This window comes from Halomonas sp. (assembly GCF_014859505.1).
In the GTDB taxonomy this organism is placed as follows: Bacteria; Pseudomonadota; Gammaproteobacteria; order Pseudomonadales; family Halomonadaceae; genus Halomonas.
This window is the reverse complement of record NZ_JACUUD010000035.1, coordinates 1-23,878: the sequence shown is the minus strand read 5'-3', so window position 1 is coordinate 23,878 and position 23,878 is coordinate 1. Positions and strand designations below refer to the sequence as shown.

The 23,878-nt window shown below is 68.1% G+C and carries 20 protein-coding genes; 15 read left to right on the top strand and 5 right to left on the bottom strand.

Translation table 11 applies throughout. From position 1 onward, the window contains the following. Window positions 1-124 precede the first annotated feature (124 nt). From dapA to purC, 4 genes are all read left to right on the top strand, one after another. The gene (gene dapA / locus IBX53_RS07145; RefSeq protein WP_290907191.1) at window positions 125-1,009 is read left to right on the top strand and encodes a 4-hydroxy-tetrahydrodipicolinate synthase; all 885 of its coding nucleotides are present in this window, start codon (window positions 125-127) and stop codon (window positions 1,007-1,009) included. Between the two features lie 45 nt (window positions 1,010-1,054). Further along, complete coding sequence (locus IBX53_RS07140; RefSeq protein WP_290907187.1) at window positions 1,055-2,020, top strand: lipoprotein, NlpB; 966 nt, start codon at window positions 1,055-1,057, stop codon at window positions 2,018-2,020. Then, window positions 2,020-2,820, top strand: coding sequence for an MBL fold metallo-hydrolase (locus tag IBX53_RS07135; protein WP_290907185.1), 801 nt, complete (start codon window positions 2,020-2,022; stop codon window positions 2,818-2,820). Before IBX53_RS07140 ends, IBX53_RS07135 begins: the two co-directional genes overlap by 1 nt. A gap of 70 nt (window positions 2,821-2,890) precedes the next feature. Continuing rightward, entirely contained in the window at window positions 2,891-3,604 is a 714-nt protein-coding gene (gene purC / locus IBX53_RS07130; protein WP_290907183.1) for a phosphoribosylaminoimidazolesuccinocarboxamide synthase, read from the top strand. A 67-nt stretch (window positions 3,605-3,671) separates the two neighbouring features. Here the strand turns inward: purC and tsaA are convergent, their stop codons facing one another. Beyond that, window positions 3,672-4,394 (bottom strand): tRNA (N6-threonylcarbamoyladenosine(37)-N6)-methyltransferase TrmO, encoded by a 723-nt coding sequence (gene tsaA, locus IBX53_RS07125; protein WP_290907182.1) that lies wholly within the window; start codon window positions 4,392-4,394, stop codon window positions 3,672-3,674. A 99-nt stretch (window positions 4,395-4,493) separates the two neighbouring features. Here tsaA and IBX53_RS07120 point away from each other — a divergent pair, with 99 nt between their 5' ends. Further along, the gene (locus tag IBX53_RS07120; protein WP_290907179.1) at window positions 4,494-5,033 is read left to right on the top strand and encodes a GNAT family N-acetyltransferase; all 540 of its coding nucleotides are present in this window, start codon (window positions 4,494-4,496) and stop codon (window positions 5,031-5,033) included. Between the two features lie 21 nt (window positions 5,034-5,054). On the opposite strand, the gene nadC is transcribed toward IBX53_RS07120, so the two are convergent. After that, a complete protein-coding gene (nadC, locus tag IBX53_RS07115; protein WP_290907177.1) occupies window positions 5,055-5,915 on the bottom strand; it encodes a carboxylating nicotinate-nucleotide diphosphorylase in 861 nt (286 codons plus the stop codon). A 97-nt stretch (window positions 5,916-6,012) separates the two neighbouring features. Here nadC and ampD point away from each other — a divergent pair, with 97 nt between their 5' ends. The 6 genes from ampD to IBX53_RS07085 all read left to right on the top strand — a co-directional run bounded on the left by ampD (window position 6,013) and on the right by IBX53_RS07085 (window position 14,188). Then, on the top strand, window positions 6,013-6,594 hold the full coding sequence (ampD, locus tag IBX53_RS07110) for a 1,6-anhydro-N-acetylmuramyl-L-alanine amidase AmpD (protein WP_290907175.1): 582 nt from the start codon (window positions 6,013-6,015) through the stop codon (window positions 6,592-6,594). A gap of 324 nt (window positions 6,595-6,918) precedes the next feature. Continuing rightward, window positions 6,919-9,591, top strand: a complete 2,673-nt coding sequence (gene aceE, locus IBX53_RS07105) for a pyruvate dehydrogenase (acetyl-transferring), homodimeric type (RefSeq protein ID WP_290907174.1) — start codon at window positions 6,919-6,921, stop codon at window positions 9,589-9,591. Window positions 9,592-9,655: 64 nt separating this feature from the next. Beyond that, window positions 9,656-11,671, top strand: coding sequence for a pyruvate dehydrogenase complex dihydrolipoyllysine-residue acetyltransferase (aceF, locus tag IBX53_RS07100; protein WP_290907173.1), 2,016 nt, complete (start codon window positions 9,656-9,658; stop codon window positions 11,669-11,671). Between the two features lie 269 nt (window positions 11,672-11,940). Continuing rightward, complete coding sequence (gene adk / locus IBX53_RS07095; RefSeq protein WP_290907172.1) at window positions 11,941-12,597, top strand: adenylate kinase; 657 nt, start codon at window positions 11,941-11,943, stop codon at window positions 12,595-12,597. Between the two features lie 125 nt (window positions 12,598-12,722). Continuing rightward, window positions 12,723-13,427, top strand: a complete 705-nt coding sequence (gene tsaB / locus IBX53_RS07090) for a tRNA (adenosine(37)-N6)-threonylcarbamoyltransferase complex dimerization subunit type 1 TsaB (protein WP_290907170.1) — start codon at window positions 12,723-12,725, stop codon at window positions 13,425-13,427. A 56-nt stretch (window positions 13,428-13,483) separates the two neighbouring features. Next, window positions 13,484-14,188 carry a class I SAM-dependent methyltransferase gene (locus IBX53_RS07085; RefSeq protein WP_290907189.1) on the top strand — a complete coding sequence of 235 codons (705 nt, stop codon included), beginning with the start codon at window positions 13,484-13,486 and terminating at the stop codon, window positions 14,186-14,188. Between the two features lie 4 nt (window positions 14,189-14,192). Here IBX53_RS07085 and plsB read toward each other — a convergent pair whose 3' ends face one another. Beyond that, on the bottom strand, window positions 14,193-16,643 hold the full coding sequence (gene plsB / locus IBX53_RS07080) for a glycerol-3-phosphate 1-O-acyltransferase PlsB (protein ID WP_290907168.1): 2,451 nt from the start codon (window positions 16,641-16,643) through the stop codon (window positions 14,193-14,195). A 101-nt stretch (window positions 16,644-16,744) separates the two neighbouring features. Between plsB and IBX53_RS07075 the strand changes: the two genes are divergently transcribed. After that, window positions 16,745-17,866, top strand: coding sequence for a phosphatidylserine/phosphatidylglycerophosphate/cardiolipin synthase family protein (locus tag IBX53_RS07075; RefSeq protein ID WP_290907166.1), 1,122 nt, complete (start codon window positions 16,745-16,747; stop codon window positions 17,864-17,866). Window positions 17,867-17,872: 6 nt separating this feature from the next. On the opposite strand, the gene IBX53_RS07070 is transcribed toward IBX53_RS07075, so the two are convergent. Then, window positions 17,873-18,514, bottom strand: coding sequence for a YecA family protein (locus IBX53_RS07070; RefSeq protein WP_290907164.1), 642 nt, complete (start codon window positions 18,512-18,514; stop codon window positions 17,873-17,875). A 72-nt stretch (window positions 18,515-18,586) separates the two neighbouring features. On the opposite strand from IBX53_RS07070, the gene IBX53_RS07065 reads away from it, so the two are divergent. The 3 genes from IBX53_RS07065 to IBX53_RS07055 all read left to right on the top strand — a co-directional run bounded on the left by IBX53_RS07065 (window position 18,587) and on the right by IBX53_RS07055 (window position 22,123). Next, window positions 18,587-19,147 (top strand): SprT-like domain-containing protein, encoded by a 561-nt coding sequence (locus IBX53_RS07065; RefSeq protein WP_290907162.1) that lies wholly within the window; start codon window positions 18,587-18,589, stop codon window positions 19,145-19,147. Window positions 19,148-19,320: 173 nt separating this feature from the next. Next, window positions 19,321-21,270: an acetate--CoA ligase gene (gene acs, locus IBX53_RS07060; protein WP_290907161.1), complete on the top strand. Its 1,950-nt coding sequence runs from the start codon at window positions 19,321-19,323 to the stop codon at window positions 21,268-21,270. Between the two features lie 190 nt (window positions 21,271-21,460). Continuing rightward, window positions 21,461-22,123 carry a response regulator transcription factor gene (locus tag IBX53_RS07055; RefSeq protein WP_290907159.1) on the top strand — a complete coding sequence of 221 codons (663 nt, stop codon included), beginning with the start codon at window positions 21,461-21,463 and terminating at the stop codon, window positions 22,121-22,123. Window positions 22,124-22,225: 102 nt separating this feature from the next. On the opposite strand, the gene IBX53_RS07050 is transcribed toward IBX53_RS07055, so the two are convergent. Continuing rightward, window positions 22,226-23,878 (bottom strand): PAS domain-containing hybrid sensor histidine kinase/response regulator (locus tag IBX53_RS07050; RefSeq protein WP_290907157.1); only part of this gene is annotated, 1,653 nt, incomplete at its 5' end.

Here is a 23,878-nt window from a genome sequence, read left to right as displayed (position 1 = left end):
GCTGTACAGGCTCTGGCCGGCTGAGTACCATTTGATCCCTGATGCGGGCCATGGGCCTCGCTCCTTCCTGACCCGGTGGCTACCGGGCCGAGGCGCAGCTGTCGAATCGAGAGGATAGATGAGGATGATCACTGGCAGTATCGTCGCCCTGGCGACGCCGATGAAGGTCAATGGCGACATCGACTGGGAAGCGCTGCGTCGCCTGGTGAACTTCCACCTCGACAACGGCACCGATGGTATCGTCGCCGCCGGCACCACCGGCGAACCCACCACCATGTCGTTTGCCGAGCACTTCGACGTGATCCGTGCCGTGGTGGAGGAGGTCGACGGCCGCATTCCGGTCATCGCCGGCACCGGGGCCAACGCCACCTCCGAGGCGGTGGAACTGGCCCGCTATGCCGGCGAGGTGGGGGCCGACTACTGCCTGTCGGTCTGCCCCTACTACAACAAGCCCACCCAGGAGGGGCTCTACCGCCACTTCAAGGCGGTGGCCGAGGGCAGCAAGCTGCCGGTGATCCTCTACAACGTGCCGGGGCGTACCGCCTGCGATCTCTACAACGAGACCGTGCTGCGCCTGGCCGAGGTGGACAACATCGTCGGCCTCAAGGACGCCACCGGCAATCTGGAGCGGGCCGAGGACCTGATCTCACGCCTCAAGGGCAGCGGCTTCATGCTCTACTCCGGTGACGATGGCACCGCCTGTGACTTCATGCTGATGGGCGGCCACGGGGATATCTCGGTGACCGCCAACGTGGCTCCGAGGGCCATGCACGACCTCTGTGCCGCGGCGGTGGCCGGCGATGCCGACCATGCCCACCAGCTCAACACCCGGCTGATGCCGCTGCACACCAACCTGGGTATTGAATCCAATCCGATCCCGGTCAAGTGGGCGCTCTACCGCATGGGGCTGATAGAGCCGGGCATCCGCCTGCCGCTCACCTGGCTCTCGGAGAAGTACCACTCCACGATCAGCGAGGCCCTGCAACTGGCCGGCGTGATCGAGGACTGATCGGCGCTGCGCCGGAACCTGGAGAACTGGATGCAAGGTGGACGCATGAACTCAGCGCTGAAATGGCTTCCTCTGGTGGCGGCCGTGGCCCTTGCGGGCTGTGCCCGCGACTCGGGCTACTACCACGACCGCAACGTCGACTACGCCGAGGCGCGTACTGCCCCGGCGCTGACCCTGCCCGAGAGCCGGGACTCTCAACGCTACCGCGACGCCATGCCGGTGCCCGAGGCGGCCGGCGATTTCCGCGCCCCCGACGGCCGCTTCCGGGCGCCGAGTCCCCAGGCCCTGGGTGCGGGGCGTGCCATGGAGCGCGACTTCGTCGAGCGCCGCTCCATCGGCCGTGACGCCTGGCTGGTGGTGGGCGCCGACCCGGGGGCCGTCTGGCCCCAGCTCGAGGACTTCGCCCGCACTCGCGGCCTGGGCATCCAGGCCAGCGATTCCTCGCGGGGTGTGATCGAGACAAGCCAGGCGCGCCTGAGCGTTCGTCAGGGGCTGCGTGCCGGCGACAGCGAGGTGCGCTGCGACCAGGGCGGCGCCCCGGTGGGCGCCTGCCTCGATGCCCTCGAAGAGTACCTTGGCGCGCGCAGCGCCACCGCCAGCGCCGCGTCCCTGGCCGCCCAGCGCCTGGCCGGCGAATCGCGCCTGAGCCTCGAACAGCGCGGCGACGAGTGGCTCGTCGAGATTCCGCTGGAGATCGATCGCACCTGGGCCGAGCTCGACCACCAGCTGCGTCAGGACTTCACCGTGGAGGAGCGCCGTGAACTGCTGGAGAGCGACCCGGCGGGCCGCGCGTTCCTGATCAGTTACATGACGGTCACCGAGCGCAACCGCAATCCGCTGCAGATCGTCTTCAGCCCCGACGTGCGCCAGATGCACCAGCAGATCCGCCTGGTGCTGGAGGCCGAAGGCCCCCGGCAGACCGTGCTGCGAGCGGTGAATGCCAGCGAGCGCGCCTTCAGCCCCGAGGACCAGCGCGAGCTGCTCGAACGGGTGTCGGGCCTGCTGCGCTGATGACGGAGCAGGAGGCCGCCGCGCCGCGACGGGGGCGGCTGCAGTTCGCCTCCCTGGGCAGCGGCAGCAAGGGCAATGCGACCCTGGTCAGCGACGGCGAGACCCATCTGCTGGTGGACTGCGGCTTCGGCCTGCGCGAGACTGAGCGGCGGCTCGCCGATTTCGGCCTGCACCCGCGCCAGCTCGATGCGGTGCTGGTCACCCACGAGCACGGTGACCATATCCGCGGTGTGGGCCCCCTGGCGCGACGCCACGGCGTGGCGATCTACCTGACTCCGGGCACCTGGGCATCCGGCCGCCTGGGCGAGCTTCCCCGGCGCCATTGGATCACGCCCCAGCAGCGCTTCGCCGTCAAGGGGCTGATCATCGACCCGGTGACGGTGCCCCACGACGCCCGGGAGCCGGTGCAGTTTCGCGTCCAGGGCAGCGAACGCAGCCTCGGCGTGCTCACCGACCTGGGACATCCCACCGACCACGTGGCCGAGGCCTTTGCCGGCTGCGATGCCCTGGTGCTGGAGTGCAACCATGACGTCCAGATGCTCGCCGAGGGACCCTATCCGCCGCGCCTCAAGCGACGCGTGGCCGGGGACTGGGGGCATCTGGCCAACGTCCAGGCCGCTGCGCTGCTGCCGCGCCTGGGCCTGGATCGCCTGCAGCACATCGTCTGCTCGCACCTGTCGGAACACAACAATCGCCCCGAGCTGGCCCGGGAGGCCCTGGTGCCGCTGCTCGATGGCGATGAATCCCGGTTGAGAGTTTCCTGCCAGGAGGCGGGCGTGGCGTGGCAGGCCATCGGCTGACCTCTTCGAACTCTCATCGTTACTCCTCAACCCTTTCCGTTTTCGCGGCTCGCAGCCTCTGGAGGCTCCCATGGAAAAGCGTCAAGAACTCTATGCCGGCAAGGCCAAGTCGGTCTTCGCCACCGATGATCCGTCCCGCGTGATCCTGCAATTCCGCGACGACACCAGTGCCTTCGACGGCGAGCGCATGGAGTCGCTGGCCCGCAAGGGCATGGTCAACAACTGCTTCAACGCCTTCATCATGGAGACGCTGACGGCGGCGGGGGTGCCCACCCACTTCGAGAAGCGCCTCTCCGCCACCGAGAGCCTGGTCAAGCGGCTCGAGATGATCCCGGTGGAGTGCGTGGTGCGCAACATCGCCGCCGGCGGCCTGGTCAAGCGCCTGGGGGTCACCGAGGGTCAGGCGCTTACCCCGCCGACCTTCGAGTTGTTCCTCAAGAACGACGCCCTGCACGACCCCATGATCAACGAGTCGCTGGCCGAGACCTTCGGCTGGGCCACCCCCGAGCAGCTCGCCGAGATGAAGGCGCTGACCTTCAGGGTCAACGAGGTGCTCAAGGCGCTGTTCGCCGACGGCGGTTTGCTGCTGGTGGATTACAAGCTGGAGTTCGGCCTGTTCGAGGGCCGTATCCTGCTGGGCGACGAATTCTCCCCGGATGGCTGTCGGCTGTGGGATGCCCAGACCCGCGAGAAGCTCGACAAGGACCGCTTCCGCCAGGGCCTGGGCGGCGTGATCGAGGCCTACGAGGAAGTGGGGCGGCGGATTGGTGTTGACTTCGACTGATCGCTCGGCGGCTGCCACCTGAACGACGAAGGGCCCCTCGGGGCCCTTCGTCGTTGATACGGAGTCGTCACGCCGCCACGATCGCCACCACCTCCATGCGGGTGCCCTCGCCGGCGGAGAGGGCGCGGAAGCGCACGTCCACGTCGCGCAGGCGCACGCCGTAGAGGCGCGCCTCCGCGCCCTTGCGGTAGGCGGGGCGAGGGTCCTGGGCCAGCACCTGAGTGATCAGCTCGCGCAGGGAGTCACCGTCGGGGCGCTCGGCAAGGGCCGCTTGCGCCGCGTCGCTGAACGCCACCGGGAGTCGCGCCGGCGCCTGGGGGGCGAAGCCGGCGCGGGCCTCGGGGCGCGACTCCGCCCAGGGCAGGTAGGGCTTGATATCGAGCACCGGCGTGCCGCTGACCAGGTCAGCGCCGGCCAGGGTCAGGCGCACGCCGCAGCGGGTGTCGACCTCGATGAGCTCCACCAGCGAGAGGCCGAGGCGGTTGGGCCGATGGGTGCTGCGGCTCGCGAAGACGCCCACCTTGGCATTGCCGCCGAGGCGTGGCGGGCGCACCAGTGGCGTCCAGCGCGCGGGGCTCTCGTGAAACACGAAGGTGAGCCACAGGTGGCTGAAGGCCTCGAGCCCGCGTACCGCCAGCGGGTCGTCGAAGGGGGCCGCGAGGACCAGGCTGGCCCGGGCCGCCGGTGCCAGGCCGGGCTGGCGGGGAATGCCGAACTTGTCGGGGTAGTCGCTCTCGATGACGCCGATGGGCGACAGCGTGAAGGCGGGGAGAGGCGAGGCATCGATCATGGGCGGATTATGCCCGTCGCAGGGCCTTGCGGCGAGGGGATTGGCCCGGCGGTTGTGCTTGTGTAGTCTTTCAGCAACGCTCACTGCCACGGAACCTTCATGAACGAGACGCTGACGCCGGCCGGCGGCGAGGCCCGGCGCCCCGGAGGCGCACGAATCTGCTATCGCCAGGCTCGGGTTCGTGACGCCGCCGATCAGGCCGAGGTCTTCCATCACGCGGTGATGCAGGGGGCCATGTCTCACTACAGCGTCGCCGAGCGCGAAGCCTGGGCATCGGTCCTGCCCCGGGACGCCAGCGCCTGGGCGGCGCGTCATGCGCTCTTCACCACCCTGGTGGCCGATTGCGACGGGCGCTGCGTGGGCTTCCTCGAGCTGGATATCCCCCGTGGACGGATCGCGACGCTCTACGTCTGGCCGTCGCTTTCGCGGCGGGGAATCGGCTCCACCCTGCTGATCCATGCCGAGCGGCTGCTGATGGAGCAGGGGCACGATTGGGCCCACATCGAAGCCAGCCTGGTGCTGGCGGAGCGCCTGGTGCGGCGCGGCTGGCAGGAAGTGGGCGAGGAGTGGGTGGAGCGCGGCGGCGAGCGGCTGCGTCGCAAGCGGCTGGCGAAGCGCCTCGCCGCCGTGGAGACCTGAGCCTCTCTCCCCTTCAGACGCCTAGGCGATGAGGCGCATGGAGAGGTCGATGGCCTTCACGTCCTTGGTCAGCGCGCCACTGGAGATGCAGTCCACGCCGGTCTCGGCGATGGCACGCAGGGTGGCCTCATCGACGTTGCCCGAGGCCTCCAGGGTCGCTCTGCCGGCGTTGCGCTTGACCGCCTCGCGCATGTCATCGAGGCCGAAGTTGTCCAGCATGATGATGTCGGCTCCCGCGGCCAGGGCCTGATCCAGCTCATCGAAGGTCTCCACTTCCACCTCCACCGGCACATCCCGGGCGATCCTGCGCGCTGCCAGCACCGCCGCCTTGATACCGCCACAGGCGGCGATATGATTCTCCTTGATCAGGAAGGCGTCCCACAGGCCGATGCGGTGGTTGTGGCCGCCGCCGCAGGTCACCGCGTACTTCTGGGCCAGGCGCATTCCCGGCAGGGTCTTGCGGGTGTCGAGCAGGCGCACGCCGGTGTCGTGGATCAGGTCCACGCAGTGGCGGGTGCGGGTGGCTGTGGCCGAGAGGGTCTGGAGCAGGTTCAACGCTGCGCGCTCCCCGGTGAGCAGGCTGCGCGCGGGCCCCTCGAGCTCCAGAAAGACCTGATCGGCCTCGAGGCGGTCGCCGTCGGCGGCGTGCCAGCGCAGGGTCACCGTGACGTCGAGGCGTCGGAACAGTTCGTCGACCCAGGCGACGCCGCACAGCACGCAGGCCTCGCGGGTGATGACCCGGGCGCGTGCCATGGCATCCATGGGGATCAGCTGGGCGGTGATATCGCCCGGGCCCAGATCCTCGGCCAGCAGGCGAGCGGCGGCGTCGCGGATCTCTTCGCTGAGCTTGTCGTGGTAGGGCAGGGCATCCTGGTAATCCATGCGAGGCACTCTTGGGGTTGAAGCCGGTGTGGGGTGGCCGAGGTGATCGAGGGCATCCATTATAGGGAATCCATGCGGATCACGTCAGGGGAGAGCGATGCCGATCAGACAGGGATGGCTGACGGGGGCGCGGCGGGTGCCATCACCCAACTGCGATGACCGGCCCGATGGCGAGGTCTCGCTGCTGCTGCTGCATTCCATCAGCCTGCCGCCCGGCGAGTTCGGCGGCGAATACATCGAGCGGCTGTTCACCAACCGCCTGGACCCTCATGCCCACCCCTTCTTCGGCGAGATCGCCCATCTGCGGGTCTCCGCCCACCTGCTGATCCGTCGCGACGGCGAATGCGTGCAGTTCGTGCCCTTTCACCGCCGTGCCTGGCACGCCGGCCGCTCCCGCTGGCGAGACGGTGATCGGGAACGTGCTGCGCTCAACGACTTCGCCATCGGTATCGAGCTCGAGGGCGACGAGGTCTCGCCCTATCGCCTGGCCCAGTACCGTGCCCTGTCGGGAGTGACCGCCGACCTGCTGGCGGCCTATCCCGGGCTGGAGGAGACGCGCATCACCGGCCATGCGCGGGTGGCGCCGCTGAGAAAATCCGACCCCGGCCCCGCCTTTGACTGGGCCTTCTTCCGTCAGCAGCTGGCCAGGGAGGCGGTGCTCGATCGGCCACTGAGCTGACGCCATCCCGCTCTGGTCGTTCGCTTGCTTCATACGGTAGTTTACTTACAACTGCTTGACCTTGGTCGAGTTACTGATGTTGGCGGTTTGCTAACCCATTGTGTTGCGGTGCAATAATCGTTAATTGAAAACCTTTTCCATTAAAGCTTGAATTGGCAGTTCCGCCTCTTTGCGGTATCTTCCCCCCATAAACGGCAGTTTTTTTCGCGCTGTGATGTAAGAAAACTACACACTGTCAGGCGGCGTGACCCTCGCAGACGAGAGAACGCCACAGGCCCGCATACGCGGGTGCACGCAATACCATGTCATTCGGAGAGACGTCATATGAGTCTGGAGGCAAGAGAGGATCTCGATCCGGTCGAGACCACGGAGTGGCTGGAATCCCTGGAATCGGTTCTGGATCGCGAGGGCGAGGAACGTGCCCGGTTCCTGCTGACCCGCCTGGCGGATCGCCTGCGCCGCGACGGGACCCAGGCTCCCTTCTCGGTGACCACTCCGCATCGCAACACCATTCCGGTGCACCGCGAGGCGCCGATGCCGGGCGATCTGTTCATGGAGCGCAAGATCCGCTCCCTGATCCGCTACAACGCCATTGCCCAGGTGATCCGCAACAACCGCGCCAACCCGGGACTCGGCGGTCACATCGCCAGCTTCATGTCGGCGGCGACCCTCTATGACGTCGGCTTCAACCACTTCTTCCGCGCCCCCAACGGCGATTTCGGGGGCGACCTGGTCTACATCCAGGGCCACGTGGCGCCGGGCATCTACGCCCGCGCCTACCTGGAAGGGCGCCTGACCGAGGAACAGATGGACAGCTACCGCCAGGAGGTGGACGGGAACGGTCTCTCGTCCTATCCGCACCCCTGGCTGATGCCGGACTTCTGGCAGTTCCCCACGGTCTCCATGGGCCTCGGCCCGATCCAGGCCATCTATCAGGCCCACGTGATGAAGTACCTGCACTCACGTGAAATGAAGGACATGCACGATCGCAAGATCTGGTGCTTCATGGGCGACGGCGAGTGCGACGAGCCGGAATCCCTTGGCGCGATTTCGCTGGCCGGGCGCGAGAGGCTCGACAACCTGATCTTCGTCATCAACTGCAACCTGCAGCGTCTCGACGGCCCGGTGCGCGGCAATGGCCGCATCATGGACGAGCTCGAGGGCGTGTTCCGCGGCGCCGGCTGGAACGTGCTCAAGGTGGTCTGGGGACGCCTGTGGGACCCGCTCTTCGAGAAGGACAACAAGGGTGCGCTGCAGAAGATCATGGACGAGTCGGTCGACGGCGAGTACCAGAACTACAAGGCCAACGATGGCGCCTACACCCGGAAGCACTTCTTCGGCAAGTACCCTGAAACCGCCGAGATGGTCAAGGACATGTCCGATGAGGACATCTGGAAGCTCAACCGTGGCGGCCACGATCCGTTCAAGGTCTATGCGGCCTACCACCAGGCCGTGAACAATGCCAACGGCCGTCCGACCGTCATCCTGGCGCACACCGTCAAGGGCTACGGCATGGGCAGCGGCGACGGTGAGGCGGCCAACGAGGCTCATCAGGTCAAGAGCATGGAGCTCGATGCGCTGAAGAAATTCCGCGATCGCTTCGGCATTCCGCTCACCGATGAGCAGCTCAAGGAAGTGCCCTTCTACAAGCCGGCGGATGACTCTCCCGAGCTGAGGTACATGCACCTGCAGCGTGAGCGCCTGGGTGGCTATCTGCCCCAGCGGCGCAGCGACTTCGAGGCGCTGCAGATTCCGGACCTCGAGGACAAGACCTTCGCTTCGCAGCTCTCCGGGTCGAAGGGCCGTGAAGTCTCCACCACCATGTCCTTCGTTCGCATCCTCAACGGCCTGGTGAAGGACAAGCAGATCGGCAAGCAGGTGGTGCCCATCGTGCCCGATGAGGCGCGTACCTTCGGCATGGAGGGGATGTTCCGCCAGCTCGGGATCTATACCTCCGAAGGCCAGAAGTACGAGCCCATGGACAAGGGCCAGATCATGTTCTACCGCGAGGACAAGCAGGGCCAGATCCTCGAGGAGGGCATCTCCGAGGCCGGCGCCATGTCCGCGTGGATCGCCGCGGCCACCTCCTACAGCAACCACAACCTGCCGCTGCTGCCGTTCTACATCTACTACTCGATGTTCGGCTTCCAGCGCATCGGTGACCTGGCCTGGGCGGCCGGCGACCTGCAGGCGCGCGGCTTCCTGGTCGGCGGGACCGCGGGGCGCACCACGCTCAACGGCGAGGGCCTCCAGCACCAGGATGGCCACAGCCATCTGCAGGCCTCCACCATCCCCAACTGCCGCAGCTACGATCCCACCTACGCCCACGAGGTGGCGGTGATCGTCCAGGATGGCCTGAAGCGGATGTTCGCCGACAAGGAGAACTGCTTCTACTACCTGACGGTGATGAACGAGAACTACGAGCAGCCGGAGATCGCCGAGGTTCCCGCCGAGGACATCGTCAAGGGCATGTACCTGCTGCGCGAGACCGAGGGCAAGAAGGGCCGCGTCCAGCTGCTGGGCTCCGGTACCATCCTGCGCGAGGTCGAGGCGGCCGCCGAACTGCTGCGCGACGACTGGGGCGTAGGCGCGGACATCTGGAGCGTCACCAGCTTCAATGAGCTGCGCCGCGAGGCCCTGGCCCTGGAACGCGAGGCCTTCCTCAACCCCGAGGCGGAGCCGGGCAAGCCCCACGTGACCCGCTGCCTCGAGGGTCGCGAAGGACCGGCCGTCGCCTCCACCGACTACATGCGGCTGTTTGCGGACCAGGTGCGCGCCTGGGTGCCCACCGAGTACCACGTGCTGGGCACCGACGGCTATGGCCGATCCGATACCCGCCAGAAGCTGCGCCACTTCTTCGAGGTCGATCGCTTCTTCGTGACCGTTGCCGCCCTCAAGGCGCTGGCCAAGCGTGGCGAACTGGATCGCAAGGTGGTAGGCGAGGCCCTCAAGAAGTACGGCATCGACCCGACCAAGCCCAATCCGCTGACCGACTGATCCGCGAGCGGCGGGCCCGCGGCCCGCTGGCCCGCCCCAGGTACGAGTTTGAAGGAGCGCGACCTTGAGTAGCGAAATCATCAAAGTTCCCGACATCGGCGGCAGTGAGGATGTCGAAATCATCGAGATCGCGGTGTCCGAAGGTGACGTGATCGCCGCCGAGGACACCCTGATCACCCTGGAGTCCGACAAGGCCAGCATGGATGTGCCCTCGCCCAAGGGGGGCAAGGTCATCAAGGTGCTGGTGAAGGAGGGCGACACCGTCTCCGAGGGCGACGATATCGTCGAGCTGGAGGCCGAGGGTGCCGGCGGCGGCGAGCAACCCGCCGAGAACGAGGCGCCGGCCAGGTCCGAGCCTGCCCCGGAACAGGCCACCGACAAGTCCGCTGCCGAGAAGCCGGCGGCCAAGGCCGGCGGCGGCGGCAAGCGCACCGTGGAGATCAAGGTGCCGGACCTGGGTGGCTCCAGCGACGTGGAGATCATCGAGGTGGCCGTGGCCGAGGGTGGCGAGGTGGCCGCGGAGGACACCCTGATCACCCTGGAGTCCGACAAGGCCTCCATGGACGTGCCGAGCCCCCACGCCGGCAAGCTGGTCTCGCTGACGGTGAAGGAGGGCGATACCGTCTCCGAGGGTGATGTGATCGGCACCATGGAGATTGCAGGCGAGGGCGGCGGCGATGCCGAGCCGGCACCTTCCGCGTCCGAGCCCGAAGCCGCCGCGCCCCAGCCTGAGCAAGAGGAGCAGGAAGAGGCCGGCGCCGGCGAGCCCGAGCGTCGGGAGATCCGTGTGCCCGACCTCTCCGGCTCCAGTGACGTGCCGATCATCGAGATTGGCGTGGCCGCCGGTGACGAGATCAACGAAGAAGACCCGCTGATCACGCTGGAGTCCGACAAGGCCTCCATGGACGTGCCGAGCCCCTTCATGGGCAAGCTGCTCGAGCTCACCGTCAAGGAGGGCGATACCGTCTCCGAGGGTGACCTGATCGGCTACATGGAGGTGGCCGGCGCGGCCAGGCCGAAGTCCGCGGCGAAGCCCTCCGGGTCGAAGGACCAGGCCCCCAAGGCCGACACTCCGAAGGCCGACAAGCCTGCCCCGACCCCGAGCGGCAGGCCGAGCCCCGAGGCCGAGATGGCGGCCCACAAGCCCCGCGATGGCAAGCTGGTCCACGCCGGCCCGGCGGTACGCCTGCTGGCCCGAGAGTTGGGTGTCGACCTGGGACTGGTCAAGCCCAGCGGCCCGAAGGAGCGGGTGCTCAAGGAGGACGTCAACGCCTACGTCAAGCAGGTGATGGCCAACCAGGGCAAGGCCCAGGCATCGTCCGGCGCCCCGGCGGCCGCGGGCTCCGGCATTCCGCCCATCCCGGACCAGGACTTCAGCCAGTTCGGTGAGGTGGAAGAGAAGCCCATGGGCCGCCTGATGAAGATGGGCGCCACCAACCTGCACCGCAGCTGGGTCAACCTGCCCCATGTCACGCAGTTCGACGAGGCCGACATCACCGAACTGGAGGCCTTCCGCAAGTCCATGAAGGCCGAGGCGGAGGCCCAGGGCGCCAAGCTCACGCCGCTGCCCTTCCTGATCAAGGCGTGTGCCTATGCCCTGCGCCAGTACCCGCAGTTCAACGTCAGCCTGAGGCCCGACGGCGAGTCGGTGGTGTGGAAGAAGTACGTCCATATCGGCATCGCCGTGGACAGCCCGGACGGGCTGATGGTGCCGGTGATCCGTGATGCGGACAGGAAGTCGCTGATCGACATCGCCAAGGAGTCCGTGGAACTGGCCAAGAAGGCGCAGACCAAGAAGCTCAAGCGCGAGGAGATGACCGGCGGCTGCTTCACCATCTCCAGCCTGGGCTCCATCGGTGGCACCGCCTTCACGCCCATCGTCAACGCCCCGGAGGTCGCCATCCTCGGCATCTCCAAGGCGTCGATGAAGCCGGTGTGGGACGGCAAGGCCTTCGAGCCGCGGCTGATGATGCCGCTGTGCCTGTCCTATGACCACCGCGCGGTCAATGGGGCCGATGCGGCGCGCTTCACGGCGCTGCTGGCCCAGCTGCTGAGCGATATTCGTCGCCTGCTGCTCTGATCCCGCGGCCCTGACGGCGGTTCTGGCAACCGTTCTGGCAACCACACGACGGCGCCCTCGGGCGCCGTCGTTTTGTCGGTGGGCCTAGCGCTATGGTCGCCAGACCAAAGTGTTATTCGGCCTTGAGGCTATTGATATACAAGGCTTTTCTTGGCGCGGCGCAAGGCGTCGCGAAGGAGCGGCGCTTGTGCCCGACCCGGGCCGCGGTTATCGTTCCTCTCCAACCATTTCTTCACTAATGACAGCCACTTGTACTTGAGGACAAGAACATGCGATTGATCCTGTTGGGCGCCCCGGGTGCCGGCAAGGGGACCCAGGCCCAGTTCATCTGCGAGCGCTTCAATATCCCGCAGATCTCCACCGGCGACATGCTGCGTGCCGCCGTCAAGGAGGGCAGCGAGCTGGGGGTCAAGGCCAAGGAGATCATGACCAGCGGTGGCCTGGTGTCCGATGACATCATCATCGGCCTGGTCAAGGAGCGCATCGGCCAGCCCGACTGCGAGAGCGGTTTCCTGTTCGACGGTTTCCCGCGCACCATTCCCCAGGCCGATGCCATGAAGGAAGCCGGTGTCAAGCTCGACCACGTGCTGGAGATCGCCGTGGAGGACGAGGAGATCGTCAAGCGCCTTGCCGGCCGCCGCGTGCACCCTGGCTCCGGGCGCGTCTATCACGTCGAGTACAATCCGCCGAAGGAAGCCGGCAAGGATGATGTCACCGGCGAAGCGCTGGTTCATCGCGATGACGATCGCGAGTCCACCGTGCGCAACCGCCTGGCGGTCTATCACGAGCAGACCGCGCCGCTGGTCGACTACTACCAGGCCTGGGCCGAGCAGGACCCCGAGGCCGCCCCGACCTACCACCGGGTGGAAGGCGTCGGCAGCGTCGACGATATCAAGGGGCAGGTACTCAAGGCCCTCGAGGGCTGATCGAGCCCTGCGTCTGCTCGGACTCAGATGGCCCGCCTCGGCGGGCCATCGTCGTTTGTGGCCCCGGCGCGTATAATGTCCGCCACTTTTTCTCTCCTGCGATTTCTCCCTACGATGGTGCTGCCATGTCGATCCTGCTGGCCCTGGATGCCTCCTCGAGCGCCTGCTCGGCCGCCCTGCTGCGCCGCCGCGCGGGCGCCGAGGATGAGCTGCTCTCCCGCTTCGAGATGACGCCTCGCGAGCATACTCGGCGCCTGCTGCCCATGGTCGACGAGGTGCTGGCCGAGGCCGGCATTGCCCCCTCGGCGCTGGACGCCGTGGCCTACGGCCGCGGGCCGGGCTCCTTCACGGGCCTGCGCATCGCCGCCGGGGCCGCCCAGGGGCTCGCCTACGGCCTCGATCGTCCGCTGCTCGGGGTTTCCACCCTGGCGGCCCTGGCCCTGGGCGCCCACCGTCGCCATCACTTCCGCTGGCTGGTCACCGCCCTGGATGCCCGCATGGGCGAGATCTACGTGGCCGCCTGGCAGTGCCGCGACGGCCTGCCGGAGCTCCTCCTCGAGGAGGCCGTGATGCCTCCCGAACGGCTGCGCCTGCCGGCCGGCCACGACGACCACGACTGGGTCGGCATCGGCTCCGGCTGGGGCCTCTGGGAGCAGATGCCCGTCGAGGTGCAGGCGGGGATGAGCCAGCGCCTGCCGGAGGCGGAGGCCGCTGCCGCCGACATGGCGCTGCTGGCCATGGCCGAGCTGGAGGCGGGGGGCGGGCAGCCGGCGCATCTGGTGCAGCCGGTCTACCTGCGCAACGAGGTGGCCTGGAAAAAGGCCAGGTGAGTGCGCTGCCGGCGGTGGCGGTGCGCGGCGAGGCGCTCACCGCCCTGGCCGAGCGCCTGGGGCTTCCCCTCGACGGGGCGGCCGAACTCCACCTCGAGCAGCGTGACGGTCGCCTGGTGCTGGCCGGCGACGAGAAGCGCTACGGGCATCCGCTGGCGGTGGAGTTCACCTCCGGGAAGGCGGCCCATCGACGTCGCTTCGGCGGCGGGCGCGGCCAGCTCATCGCCCGGGCCTGCGGGTTCGCTCCGGGGGTGACACCCTCGGTGGTGGATGCCACGGCGGGCCTGGGGCGCGATGCCTTCGTGCTGGCGAGCCTCGGCGCATCGGTGCTGCTGGTGGAGCGGGTGGCGGCGATCTTCGCCCTGCTCGAGGACGGCCTGGCCCGCGCCCGGGCGGACACCGAGACCGCCGAGATCGCCGCGCGCATGCGCCTGGTGCATGGCGATGCGGCGGCGGAGCTCGCCGCCCTGGTGGCGGCGGCCGATGTCCCGCCTCAGGTGATCCACCTCGACCCGATGTTTCCTCATCGCGACAAGTCGGCGCTGGTCAAGAAGGAGATGCGGCTGTTCCGCACCCTGGCCGGGGACGACGCGGACGCCCCGCGGCTGCTGGAGGCAGCCCTGGACGTGGCCACCCACCGCGTGGTGGTCAAGCGCCCGCGCAAGGCGCCGCCCATCGAGGGGCCGGCCCCGCGCCACGTGATCGAGGGCAAGACCAGCCGCTACGACCTCTACGTGCACCGGACGCTCAAGGCGGGCTGAGCCATCAGGCCTGGCGCGTCACCAGCTGCAGCCGGTGGCGCAGGGTGGGGTCGAACAGCCGGCGCGAGTGGCGGGCGGCCTCGCAGAGGCGGTCGTCGAACATCAGTCGTTCCTCCTCCCGCCACAGCCAGCCCTCCTGCTCAAGGCTCTCCACCAGACTCACGAACAACCGCGTATCGAAGAACTCCGGGGCGTCGCGTCCCGAGAGCAGGGCCAGGCGCTCGGCCAGCTGGCGGCTCTGGTCGGCCAGCGTCTCGGCGGTAAGGCGGCCGGGGCCGGCGTCGAGCAGCACGGCGAGCAGCAGGTAGCCGCGCTCCAGCGATGGCTGCATCAGCTGACCCAGCAGGTCGAGGCATTCGCCGGCCTCCAGCGGCTCGTCGGGGCGCTGCCATCCCGTGGCGCTGCGCCCCAGCAGCCCCAGCTCGCCCAGCACCCCAAGCATCGCCGACAGCGCCTCGCGCAGGGAGGCGGGAGGCGCCACCATCAGCTCCCGGGCCAGGATCGGCCAGCCGGGGGCGAGCAGCCCCTCCAGCGCGTCCAGGTCGTGGGCCGGCTGGTGGCGGAAGGCGAAGGCGGTGAGTCCGGCGAGGGCGAAGAGGTGCAGCACGTTGTTGCGGTACCAGCCCAGCAGGGCGGCCTGGGCGGCGTCGGCCAGCACGATGTCGCCCAGGGGGTGCTCGCGGCGCTGCACCATGCCCAGCGCCATGGCCTGATCGATCCACTCCGCAGGTGTGCCCGGCGCCAGGCTGGCGTGGGGGGCGCCGGGCAGCCGACGCTGCAGTTCGGCGAGCAGGCCGAGCTGGCGCTCCAGCAGCCGTGCCTCGATGGCGTGGTGGGGCGTGGCCAGCAGCGCCAGGGCCACCAGGTTGACGGGGTTGAGGGCGGCGGCGGCGTTGATGCGCCGGCAGAGGCTCTCGCCGAGACGCGGCACCACCTCGCCCAGCCAGGCGGGTCGCGTCTCCCGGGCCTCCCGCCAGCCACGGCCCAGCTCGTCATCCAGGAAGTCGGCCAGCAGCAGCGGCTCGCCCACGTTGACCGAGACCCGGCCGAAGGGCTGGCGCAGCTGGCCCAGCACCCGCAGCAGGGCCAGCGGGCTCTCCTTGCGCTTCCTGCCGCCGCGCAGCTCGCGCTGGTAGCTGGCGTTCTCGATGATCCGCTCGTAGCCGATGTGCACCGGAATGAAGGCCAGCGGCTGGTAATGGCCGCCGGCGGCGCTGCGCAGGAAGGAGCGCAGGGTCATGGCCAGCATGCCGGGGCGCGCCGGCAGCATGCGACCGCTGCGCGAGCGCCCCCCCTCGATGAAGTACTCCAGCGGGTGGCCCCGGGCGATCAGGCGGTGCAGGTACTCGTTGAATACCGCGCCGTAGAGGCGGTTGTCGCGGAAGCTGCGGCGCAGGAAGAAGGCGCCGCCGCGGCGCAGCAGCGGGCCGACCAACGGCATGTCGAGGTTGCGTCCGGCGGCGATATGGGGCGGCATCAGGCCATCGTGGTAGAGCACGTAGGAGAGCAGCAGGTAGTCGATATGGCTACGGTGGCAGGGCACATAGACCAGGGTATGGTCGCCGGCCAGCGCCTTGACCCGCTCCAGGCCGCGCACATCGACGCCATCGTAGAGCCGGTTCCAGAGCCGGCGCAGCAGGCGGTCCATGAAGCGCAGCACCGGGTAGGTCATGTTGGAGGCGATCTCGCGGCCGTAGCGCAGGGCGCGGCGCTGCAGGCGCGGTGTCGAAGGGCGCCCCTCGGCGGCCAGCGCCTCGATCACCTCGCGCACCTCCGGGCTCCTGGCCACCCCCTCGATCAGGGTGCGGCGGTGGGAGAGGTCGGGGCCCAGCACCCGGGTGCGGACCCGACGGAAGTGCACCCGCAAGAGCCGCGCCGCCTTGCGGTTGGTCAGGCCGGCGTCGGGCCGGGTGGCGTCGATCAGGTCGCCCAGGCGCAGCGGGGCGCCGAAGTGGATCTCCACGCTGCGGCGATTGACCAGCATCGAGAGCAGGCGACGCAGCCGCCCGGTGAGTTGCCAGCTGTCCGCGGCGACCATCCGCCAGAAGCCGAAGCGCTTGCCCGGGGCGCGCCCCCAGAAGACGCTGACCGGCACCAGCTGCACCTCCTGGTGGGGGTTGGCGAGGCGCTGCTCGATCAGCGCCCGGAAGGGAGCCTCGGGGCGTGACTGACGCCGCCACAGCCGACGGCGCTGTGCCGGCAGGGCCACGCAGGCGGGCAGCGTCACCTCGCCGACCCGCCGTCGCCCGGCCGCGAGGGGCAGCCCGTGCCGCCGGGTCAGCGAGGCCAGCAGCCAGGCGTCGCTCGCGGCCGGGCGGGGCAGCACGAAGACCACCGGCAGGCTCGGCTCGAGCGCCAGCGCGTCGGGGGCGGGCTCGATCAGGCGCGGCCGGACCCAGGCGGCGATCAGCTGGGTCATCAGCGCGCGCAGGGGGGTGGTGAGAGGGTGGTGCAAGGCCATCCGTTTGCCCCGACGCAGGAAAGGGAAGGAAAAGGCCAGTATAGTCTCCGGGGAGGCCTCGGGTCAGGCCTGCGCCCCAGGACAGGGAGTCTGCCATGCACGGGATCTGGAGAGACGGCAACCACTTCGAGCTGCTGCCCGAGGCCAGCCGCTTCCTGCCGGCCATGTTCGAGGCGCTGGAGCAGGCCGAGTCATCGATCCTTATCGAGCTCTACCTGATGGAGTCGGGGCGGCTGGCCTCGGCGCTGATCGGTAGCCTGGTGAAGGCCTCCGGGCGCGGCGTCACGGTGATGCTGCTGCTGGATGGCTACGGCGCCATGGGGCTCGCCGGCGCGGATCGCGAGCGGCTGGAGGCGGGCGGCGTGGCGCTGCGCTTCTTCAACCCCCTGGGCTTCCACTCCCTGGCTCGCAACCTGACCCGGGACCATCGCAAGCTGGTGGTGGTGGATGGCCGGGTCGCCTTCACCGGCGGCTTCGGCGCCGTGGACGAGTTCCTCGACGCCTGGTACGAGGTGGCCCTGCGCATCGAGGGGCCGGTGGTGGCCGACTGGGTGCGTCTCTTCTGCCGGCTGTGGGACTCGCCGCTGACCCGGGGCAGCGGGGCCGCGAGGCTGGTGCATGGCCTGGTGACCGAGACACGCCGGGCCGAGGGCTACCGGGGCATGATCGGGCGGGTGGTGTGGGGGCAGGGCTATCGCTACCAGGCCATCCGCCATTCGCTGCAACGCCGGGTCTCCAGCGCCCGCCAGCGCATCTGGATCTGCACCCCCTACTTCGTGCCCACCTTCAGCCTGCGCCTGCGCCTGGCCCGGGCGGCACGCCGCGGCGTGGACGTGCGCCTGCTGCTGCCCGGTGAATCCCATGACCATCCCGGGGTGCGCTACGCCGGCCAGCGGTTCTACGGCCGGCTGCTCAGGGCCGGGGTGCACATCCACGAGTTCCAGCCCACCTTCATCCATGCCAAGTTCTCGCTGGCCGACGACTGGGTCAGCCTGGGCTCCTGCAACTTCGACCATTGGAGCCTGCACTGGAACCTCGAGGCCAACCAGGAGGTGGCCGACCGGCGCCTGGCGGCCGAGGTGGCCGAGCTCTTCGAGCGCAACTTCGCCGCCAGCCGCGAGATCGACCGCAAGGCCTGGTCCCGGCGCCCGCGCTGGCAGCGACTCAAGGAGTGGCTGTTCGGCAGCCTGGACGGCATGCTGACGCGGCTGAGATAGCGTGCGCTATCGCCGGCGCCCCTTGGCGGCGGGCTTCTTCTGGCGTGGCATCGGTTTGGGGGTCTCCGGGGGCACGCGGTAGTGCAGGTAGAGGTCCAGCACCAGCTCGGGCAGCTGGCGCACCAGCGCCTCCAGGCGCGCCCCGTCGCCGATGAATTCGGCCATGTCGGGCTCGTCGTCGAAGAGCCCCGAGAGCGCCATGAAGGGCAGCAGCAGGGTGGCGGCGGCCTCCTCGTCCTCCTCGAACCAGGCGGTCTCGTCCAGGAAGACGCCCTCCATGAAGCCGGCGCACCAGTCGCCGATGGGGGTCTCCTCGGCAGGCAGCTCGTCCAGGGTGAGCTCGAAGGGCAGCTCCGGCAGGAGCCCCTGTTCCAGGGCGGCGATGGCATTGCGGCGCAGCTGGTCGAGCAGGCCGAGAATCTCCTCGCGCTCGCGGGCGTCATGGAACTCCGGCTCGCCCTGGAACAGCTCCGCCACCCAGGCGGCCGGGTCCGTCTCGCAGGGCGCCACCGCCAGGGCCACCAGGAAGCCATGGCTGCCGATCAGGTCCAGGGCGTCCTCGCCGACCCGCTCGGAGGCCAGGAAGTCATCCAGGCGGTCGAGCTGATCGTCGTCGAGCAGGGGTTCGGGCTGGGGGGTGTCGGACATCGTCATTCTCGCGGACAGGAGGGCAGGAAGGGCGCTTTACGCCTGGCGGGCGAAAGGCCATTCTAGCACCCCATGAGCCGACCCGCGCTGCCCACCCCCGACCCCGATCGCCTCGCGGCCCTCGACCGCGAGGCGCTGCTGGCTGCCCTGCACGAACGGGTGGACGCCGCCTGGCGGCTGTGTCGCGAGGTGCATCCGGGGCTGCCGTGCCCGGCGGTCTGGTGCGACCTGCGCGGCAAGTGTGCCGGCCAGGCCCACTTCGGCCGCGGCGGGCTGCGCTTCAATCCGGTGCTCTATGCCGAGAACCGTCTTGCCTTCCTGGTGGAGGTGGTGCCCCACGAGATGGCCCACTGGCTCGTTCACCACCTGGAGGATGGGCATCGGGTGCGTCCCCACGGCCGCGAGTGGCAGACGGTGATGCGAGGGCTGTTCGGCCTGGCTCCCCGCACCACCCATCGCTTCGATACCGGCCGCGCGAGCCCGGCGCCCCACCGCTACGCCTGCGACTGCCGCGAGCACGCCTTCAGCACCCGACGCCATGCACTGGCGCGGCAGGGGCAGCGTTACCGCTGCCGTCACTGCGCTCAGACCTTGGTCTATCTTGGTTTCGAGGTGTTTGAAAGTGCTATTTAAGTCATTGTTATTAAAAAGAAATCTGTTCATACCAATGTCTAAGAGGAAGTAGGGGCGGGCAGAGGTATGCTGAGGCCACCTTAAATGGCGTCGGCCGTCCCCACACAATCCCAAATCAAGGTTGGCCGGCTACACTCATCTGACGGGGCCATCCCAAGGACAGAGGCACTTCCATGAGCGATCAACAAACTATCTATCCGGTGCGCGATGACATCGCCGCCAATGCCTGGGCCGACAAGGCGAAGTATGAGGCGATGTACCAGCAGTCCGTGGACGACCCCGATGCCTTCTGGGCCGAGCAGGCCAAGCGCATCGACTGGGTCAAGGCGCCGACGAAGATCAAGCACACCAGCTTCGATCCGCACAACGTGGACATCCGCTGGTTCGAGGACGGCACCCTCAACGCCAGCGCCAACTGCCTCGATCGCCACCTGGAACAGCGCGGTGATCAGACCGCGATCATCTGGGAAGGCGATGATCCCAACGATTCCAAGCACATCACCTACCGCGAGCTGCATGCCCAGACCTGCCAGTTGGCCAATGCCCTGAAAGAACTGGGCATCGGCAAGGGCGACGTGGTCACCCTCTACATGCCGATGATCCCCGAGGCAGCCGTGGCCATGCTGGCCTGTGCCCGCATCGGTGCGGTGCACTCCGTGGTGTTCGGCGGTTTCTCCCCGGACGCCCTGGCCCAGCGCGTGATCGGTGCCACCTCCAAGCTGGTGATCACTGCCGATGAGTCCGTGCGTGGCGGCAAGCATGTGCCGCTCAAGGATAACGTCGACGCGGCCCTGACCCGCGACGGCACCGAGATCTGCGAGAAGGTGCTGGTGGTCAAGCGGACCGGCGGCGAGATCGAGTGGAAGGAGGGCCGCGACGTCTGGTACGACGACGTGGTCGACAAGCAGTCCGCCGACTGCCCGGCCGAGGAGATGAACGCCGAGGATCCGCTTTTCATCCTCTACACCTCCGGCTCCACCGGCGCGCCCAAGGGCCTCAAGCACACCACTGGTGGCTACCTGGTCTATGCCAGCCTGACCCACCAGTACGTGTTCGACTATCAGGACGGTGAGATCTACTGGTGCACCGCCGACGTGGGCTGGGTCACCGGCCACAGCTACATCGTGTATGGTCCGCTGGCCAATGGCGGCACCACCCTGATGTTCGAGGGCGTGCCCAGCTATCCGACCCATGGCCGCATGGGCGAGATCGTCGACAAGCACAAGGTCAACATCCTCTACACCGCGCCGACCGCCATCCGTGCCCTGATGGCCCACGGCGACAGCGTGATGGATTCCAGCCAGCGCGACTCCCTGCGCATCCTCGGGTCAGTGGGTGAGCCCATCAACCCCGAGGCCTGGGACTGGTTCTACCGGGTGATCGGCAACTCCAGGTGCCCCATCGTCGACACCTGGTGGCAGACCGAGACCGGCGGCATCATGATCGTGCCGCTGCCCGGTGCCACGGATCTCAAGCCGGGTTCCGCCACCCTGCCGTTCTTCGGTGTGCAGCCGGCGCTGTTCGACAGCGAGGGCAACACCCTTGAGGGTGCCGTGGAAGGCAACCTGGTGCTTACCGACTCCTGGCCGGGTCAGGCACGCTCCATCTGGGGTGACCACGAGCGCTTCACCCAGACCTACTTCTCCACCTACAAGGGCGTCTACTTCACCGGTGATGGCTGCCGTCGCGACGAGGATGGCTACTACTGGATCACCGGTCGCGTCGACGACGTGATCAACGTCTCCGGCCACCGTATGGGCACCGCCGAGATCGAGTCGGCGCTGGTGGCTCACGAGTCCGTGGCCGAGGCCGCCGTGGTGGGTTTCCCCCACGACATCAAGGGCCAGGGCATCTACATCTACGTGACTCTGACCGGCGACGTGGAGCCTACCGACGAGCTCAAGAAGGAGCTGACCCAGTGGGTGCGTAAGGAGATCGGCCCGATCGCCTCGCCGGACGTCATCCAGTGGGCCCCGGGCCTGCCCAAGACCCGCTCCGGCAAGATCATGCGCCGCATCCTGCGCAAGATCGCCGCCAATGAATGTGACGGCCTGGGCGACACCAGCACCCTGGCCGATCCAGGCGTGGTCGATGAACTGATCGAGAACCGCGCCGTCCGCTGAGTCGCGCGGCGCGACTCTCTCTCAGAGCCGGCCTTCGTGGCCGGCTTTTTGACCCTGTAGAACAATATTGTCGACAATGTTGTCGGAGCGCTTGGGAATCGCCTCTGCCATGGGGTAACATGCTTCACAGTCATACCAAGACCCCGAGTGGCGGTCCACGCCCGCTGCCAGAGGAACCGGAGGAGAATCCATGGCCTTTGCCCAGAAATTCATCGTCGCCGATGACCATCCGCTGTTCCGTGCAGCCCTCACCCAGGCACTGCGCCAGCTGGCGCCCCAGGCTGAGATCGTTGAGTCCGACACCATGCAGGCCACCGCCGAGGTGGTGAATCGCCACCCGGACGCCGACCTGATCCTGCTCGACCTGCACATGCCCGGGGCCCACGGCTTCTCCGGCCTCATCCAGCTGCGCGGCCAGACGCCGGATATCCCGGTGGCGGTGGTCTCGGGCAGTGACGAACCCTATGTGGTGCGTCGCGCCATCGACTACGGTGCCTCCGGCTTCATTCCCAAGTCCTCCTCGCTGCAGCTGATCGCCGAGGCAGTGGGGGAGATCCTCGACGGCGAGGTGTGGCTGCCGGCGGAGCTGGCCGCGGCCATGGGCGAGGCCAACGAGGAAGAGACCAAGTTTGCCGAGGCGATCGCCTCGCTGACCCCGCAGCAGTTCCGTGTGCTCAACATGCTCACCGAGGGGCTGCTCAACAAGCAGATCGCCTACGAGCTGAGCGTCTCCGAGGCGACCATCAAGGCTCACGTCACCGCCATCCTGCGCAAGCTGGGCGTGCACTCGCGCACCCAGGCGGTCATCGCTGCCCAGAAGCTCGAGGTCGAACCGCCGAAGGTGGAGTCCTGATCCGGGCCTCGCCCTTGGGACAAGCATCGGATAGCAGGCTTCAAGAAAAAGCAGAAACCCACCGCGAGGTGGGTTTCTGCTTTATGGGCATACTGATCGACGCTACTGCGCCGCGCGGCTCGCCTGCAGGGTACGGGTGAGCAGGGCGCGCAGGGCAGCGGGGCGCACCGGCTTGAGCAGCAGCTGGTAGCCGGCGCGCCGGACCTCTTCGGCCACCTCCTCGGTGCGGTCGGCGGTGATCACGATGCCGGGTACCGCCCCCTCCAGCCGCTCGCCGAGGGCCTCGAGTGCCATCAGGCCGGTCACCTCGTTGTCCAGGTGGTAGTCGGCCAGGATCGCATCGGGGTCGCCATCCAGGTGGCGCAGCACCGACTTGGCGCCACCGATGGTGGTGGCGGTGAAGACCTCGCAGCCCCAGCCGGAGAGCATCGCCTTCATGCCCTCCAGGATCAGGCTCTCGTTGTCGATGCACAGCACGCGGACGCCAACGAGCTTGTTGCCGGCGCGCTTGGGCGAGGCCGCCTCCTCGGCCTGTTGTGCCTCGCTGCGTGCCTCGACCACCGGGACACTGACCGCGAACATGGTGCCTGAGCCCTCCTTCGAGCGCACCGTGATGGGGTGGTCCAGCACGCGGCTCATGCGGTCGGCGATGGAGAGCCCCAGCCCCAGCCCCTTCTCGCTCTCCTTGTGGCGCGAGGCCTGGTCGAGGCGGCGGAACTCCTGGAAGATCTCGGTCTGCTTGGATTCGGGAATGCCGGGACCCGAGTCCCACACCTGGATGGAGAGGCGGTCGCCGTGGCGACGGCAGCCGAGCAGCACCCGGCCCTCCTGAGTGTAGCGGATGGCGTTGGAGAGGAAGTTCTGGATGATCCGGCGGAGCATCTGGGCATCGCTGTCGACCCAGACTCGGGTCGGTACCACCTCCAGGTCGAGGCCGCGATCCTCCGCCATCACCTCGAACTCGGCGCGCAGCGGGCGGATGATATCCGCCAGCGCGAAGTGGCTGCGCCGTGGGGTAAGGGCACCGGCGTCGAGCTTGGAGATGTCGAGCAGGGTGCCGAGAAGTTCCTCGGCGGCCTGCAGCGAGTTGTCGATATGGCCGATGGTGCGCTTCATGTTGTCGGGCTCCATCTCCTGGGAGAGCGCCGAGGTGAACAGCCGGGCGGCGTTGAGCGGCTGCAGCAGGTCGTGGCTGGCGGCGGCCAGGAAGCGGGTCTTGGAGGCGTTGGCATCCTCGGCCAGCTGCTTGGCCTGGCGCAGTGCCAGTTCGGCCTCGGCGCGGACCCGGTTCTCCTGGCGCAGGGCGGCGTTGGCCTCGGATAGCGCCTGGGTGCGCTCGCGTACGCGCTCCTCCAGGGTCTCGTTGGTCTCCTTGAGGGCGATCTCCGCCTGGCGCCGCTCGGTGATGTCCTGGTAGAGGGCGAAGAAGCCGAGGATGGTTCCGCTGTCGCCGAAGTGGGGCGTGTAGGTGACCAGCATGTAGCGGCGTCCCTCGGGCAGCCTGAGGGAGACCTCGAAGCTGACCCGCTCGCCGGCCAGTGCGCTTTCGATCCAGGGAGCCCGCTCGCGGGCCATCTCCGGTGACACCACCTCCTGGACTCGCCTGCCGATCACCGCGTTGCGGTCGATACCGAAGGCCTGCTCGTAGGCGCGGTTGGTGAAGAGGTAGCGGCACTCCTTGTCGAAGTAGGCGATCAGCGCGGGGACGTTGTCCGTATAGATGCGGATGTTGTTTTCCGAGCGGATCAGCGCCTC

Excerpts from the sequence above, each read along its gene's own strand:
- adk (WP_290907172.1), top strand. The coding sequence starts at position 11,941 with ATGCGATTGATCCTGTTGGGCGCCCCGGGTGCCGGCAAGGGGACCCAG.
- IBX53_RS07065 (WP_290907162.1), top strand. The coding sequence starts at position 18,587 with ATGAGCCGACCCGCGCTGCCCACCCCCGACCCCGATCGCCTCGCGGCC.
- IBX53_RS07075 (WP_290907166.1), top strand. The coding sequence starts at position 16,745 with ATGCACGGGATCTGGAGAGACGGCAACCACTTCGAGCTGCTGCCCGAG.
- purC (WP_290907183.1), top strand. The coding sequence starts at position 2,891 with ATGGAAAAGCGTCAAGAACTCTATGCCGGCAAGGCCAAGTCGGTCTTC.
- nadC (WP_290907177.1), bottom strand. The coding sequence starts at position 5,915 with ATGGATTACCAGGATGCCCTGCCCTACCACGACAAGCTCAGCGAAGAG.
- ampD (WP_290907175.1), top strand. The coding sequence starts at position 6,013 with ATGCCGATCAGACAGGGATGGCTGACGGGGGCGCGGCGGGTGCCATCA.
- IBX53_RS07120 (WP_290907179.1), top strand. The coding sequence starts at position 4,494 with ATGAACGAGACGCTGACGCCGGCCGGCGGCGAGGCCCGGCGCCCCGGA.
- aceE (WP_290907174.1), top strand. The coding sequence starts at position 6,919 with ATGAGTCTGGAGGCAAGAGAGGATCTCGATCCGGTCGAGACCACGGAG.
- IBX53_RS07055 (WP_290907159.1), top strand. The coding sequence starts at position 21,461 with ATGGCCTTTGCCCAGAAATTCATCGTCGCCGATGACCATCCGCTGTTC.
- tsaB (WP_290907170.1), top strand. The coding sequence starts at position 12,723 with ATGTCGATCCTGCTGGCCCTGGATGCCTCCTCGAGCGCCTGCTCGGCC.
- IBX53_RS07140 (WP_290907187.1), top strand. The coding sequence starts at position 1,055 with ATGAACTCAGCGCTGAAATGGCTTCCTCTGGTGGCGGCCGTGGCCCTT.
- tsaA (WP_290907182.1), bottom strand. The coding sequence starts at position 4,394 with ATGATCGATGCCTCGCCTCTCCCCGCCTTCACGCTGTCGCCCATCGGC.
- acs (WP_290907161.1), top strand. The coding sequence starts at position 19,321 with ATGAGCGATCAACAAACTATCTATCCGGTGCGCGATGACATCGCCGCC.
- IBX53_RS07070 (WP_290907164.1), bottom strand. The coding sequence starts at position 18,514 with ATGTCCGACACCCCCCAGCCCGAACCCCTGCTCGACGACGATCAGCTC.
- dapA (WP_290907191.1), top strand. The coding sequence starts at position 125 with ATGATCACTGGCAGTATCGTCGCCCTGGCGACGCCGATGAAGGTCAAT.
- IBX53_RS07135 (WP_290907185.1), top strand. The coding sequence starts at position 2,020 with ATGACGGAGCAGGAGGCCGCCGCGCCGCGACGGGGGCGGCTGCAGTTC.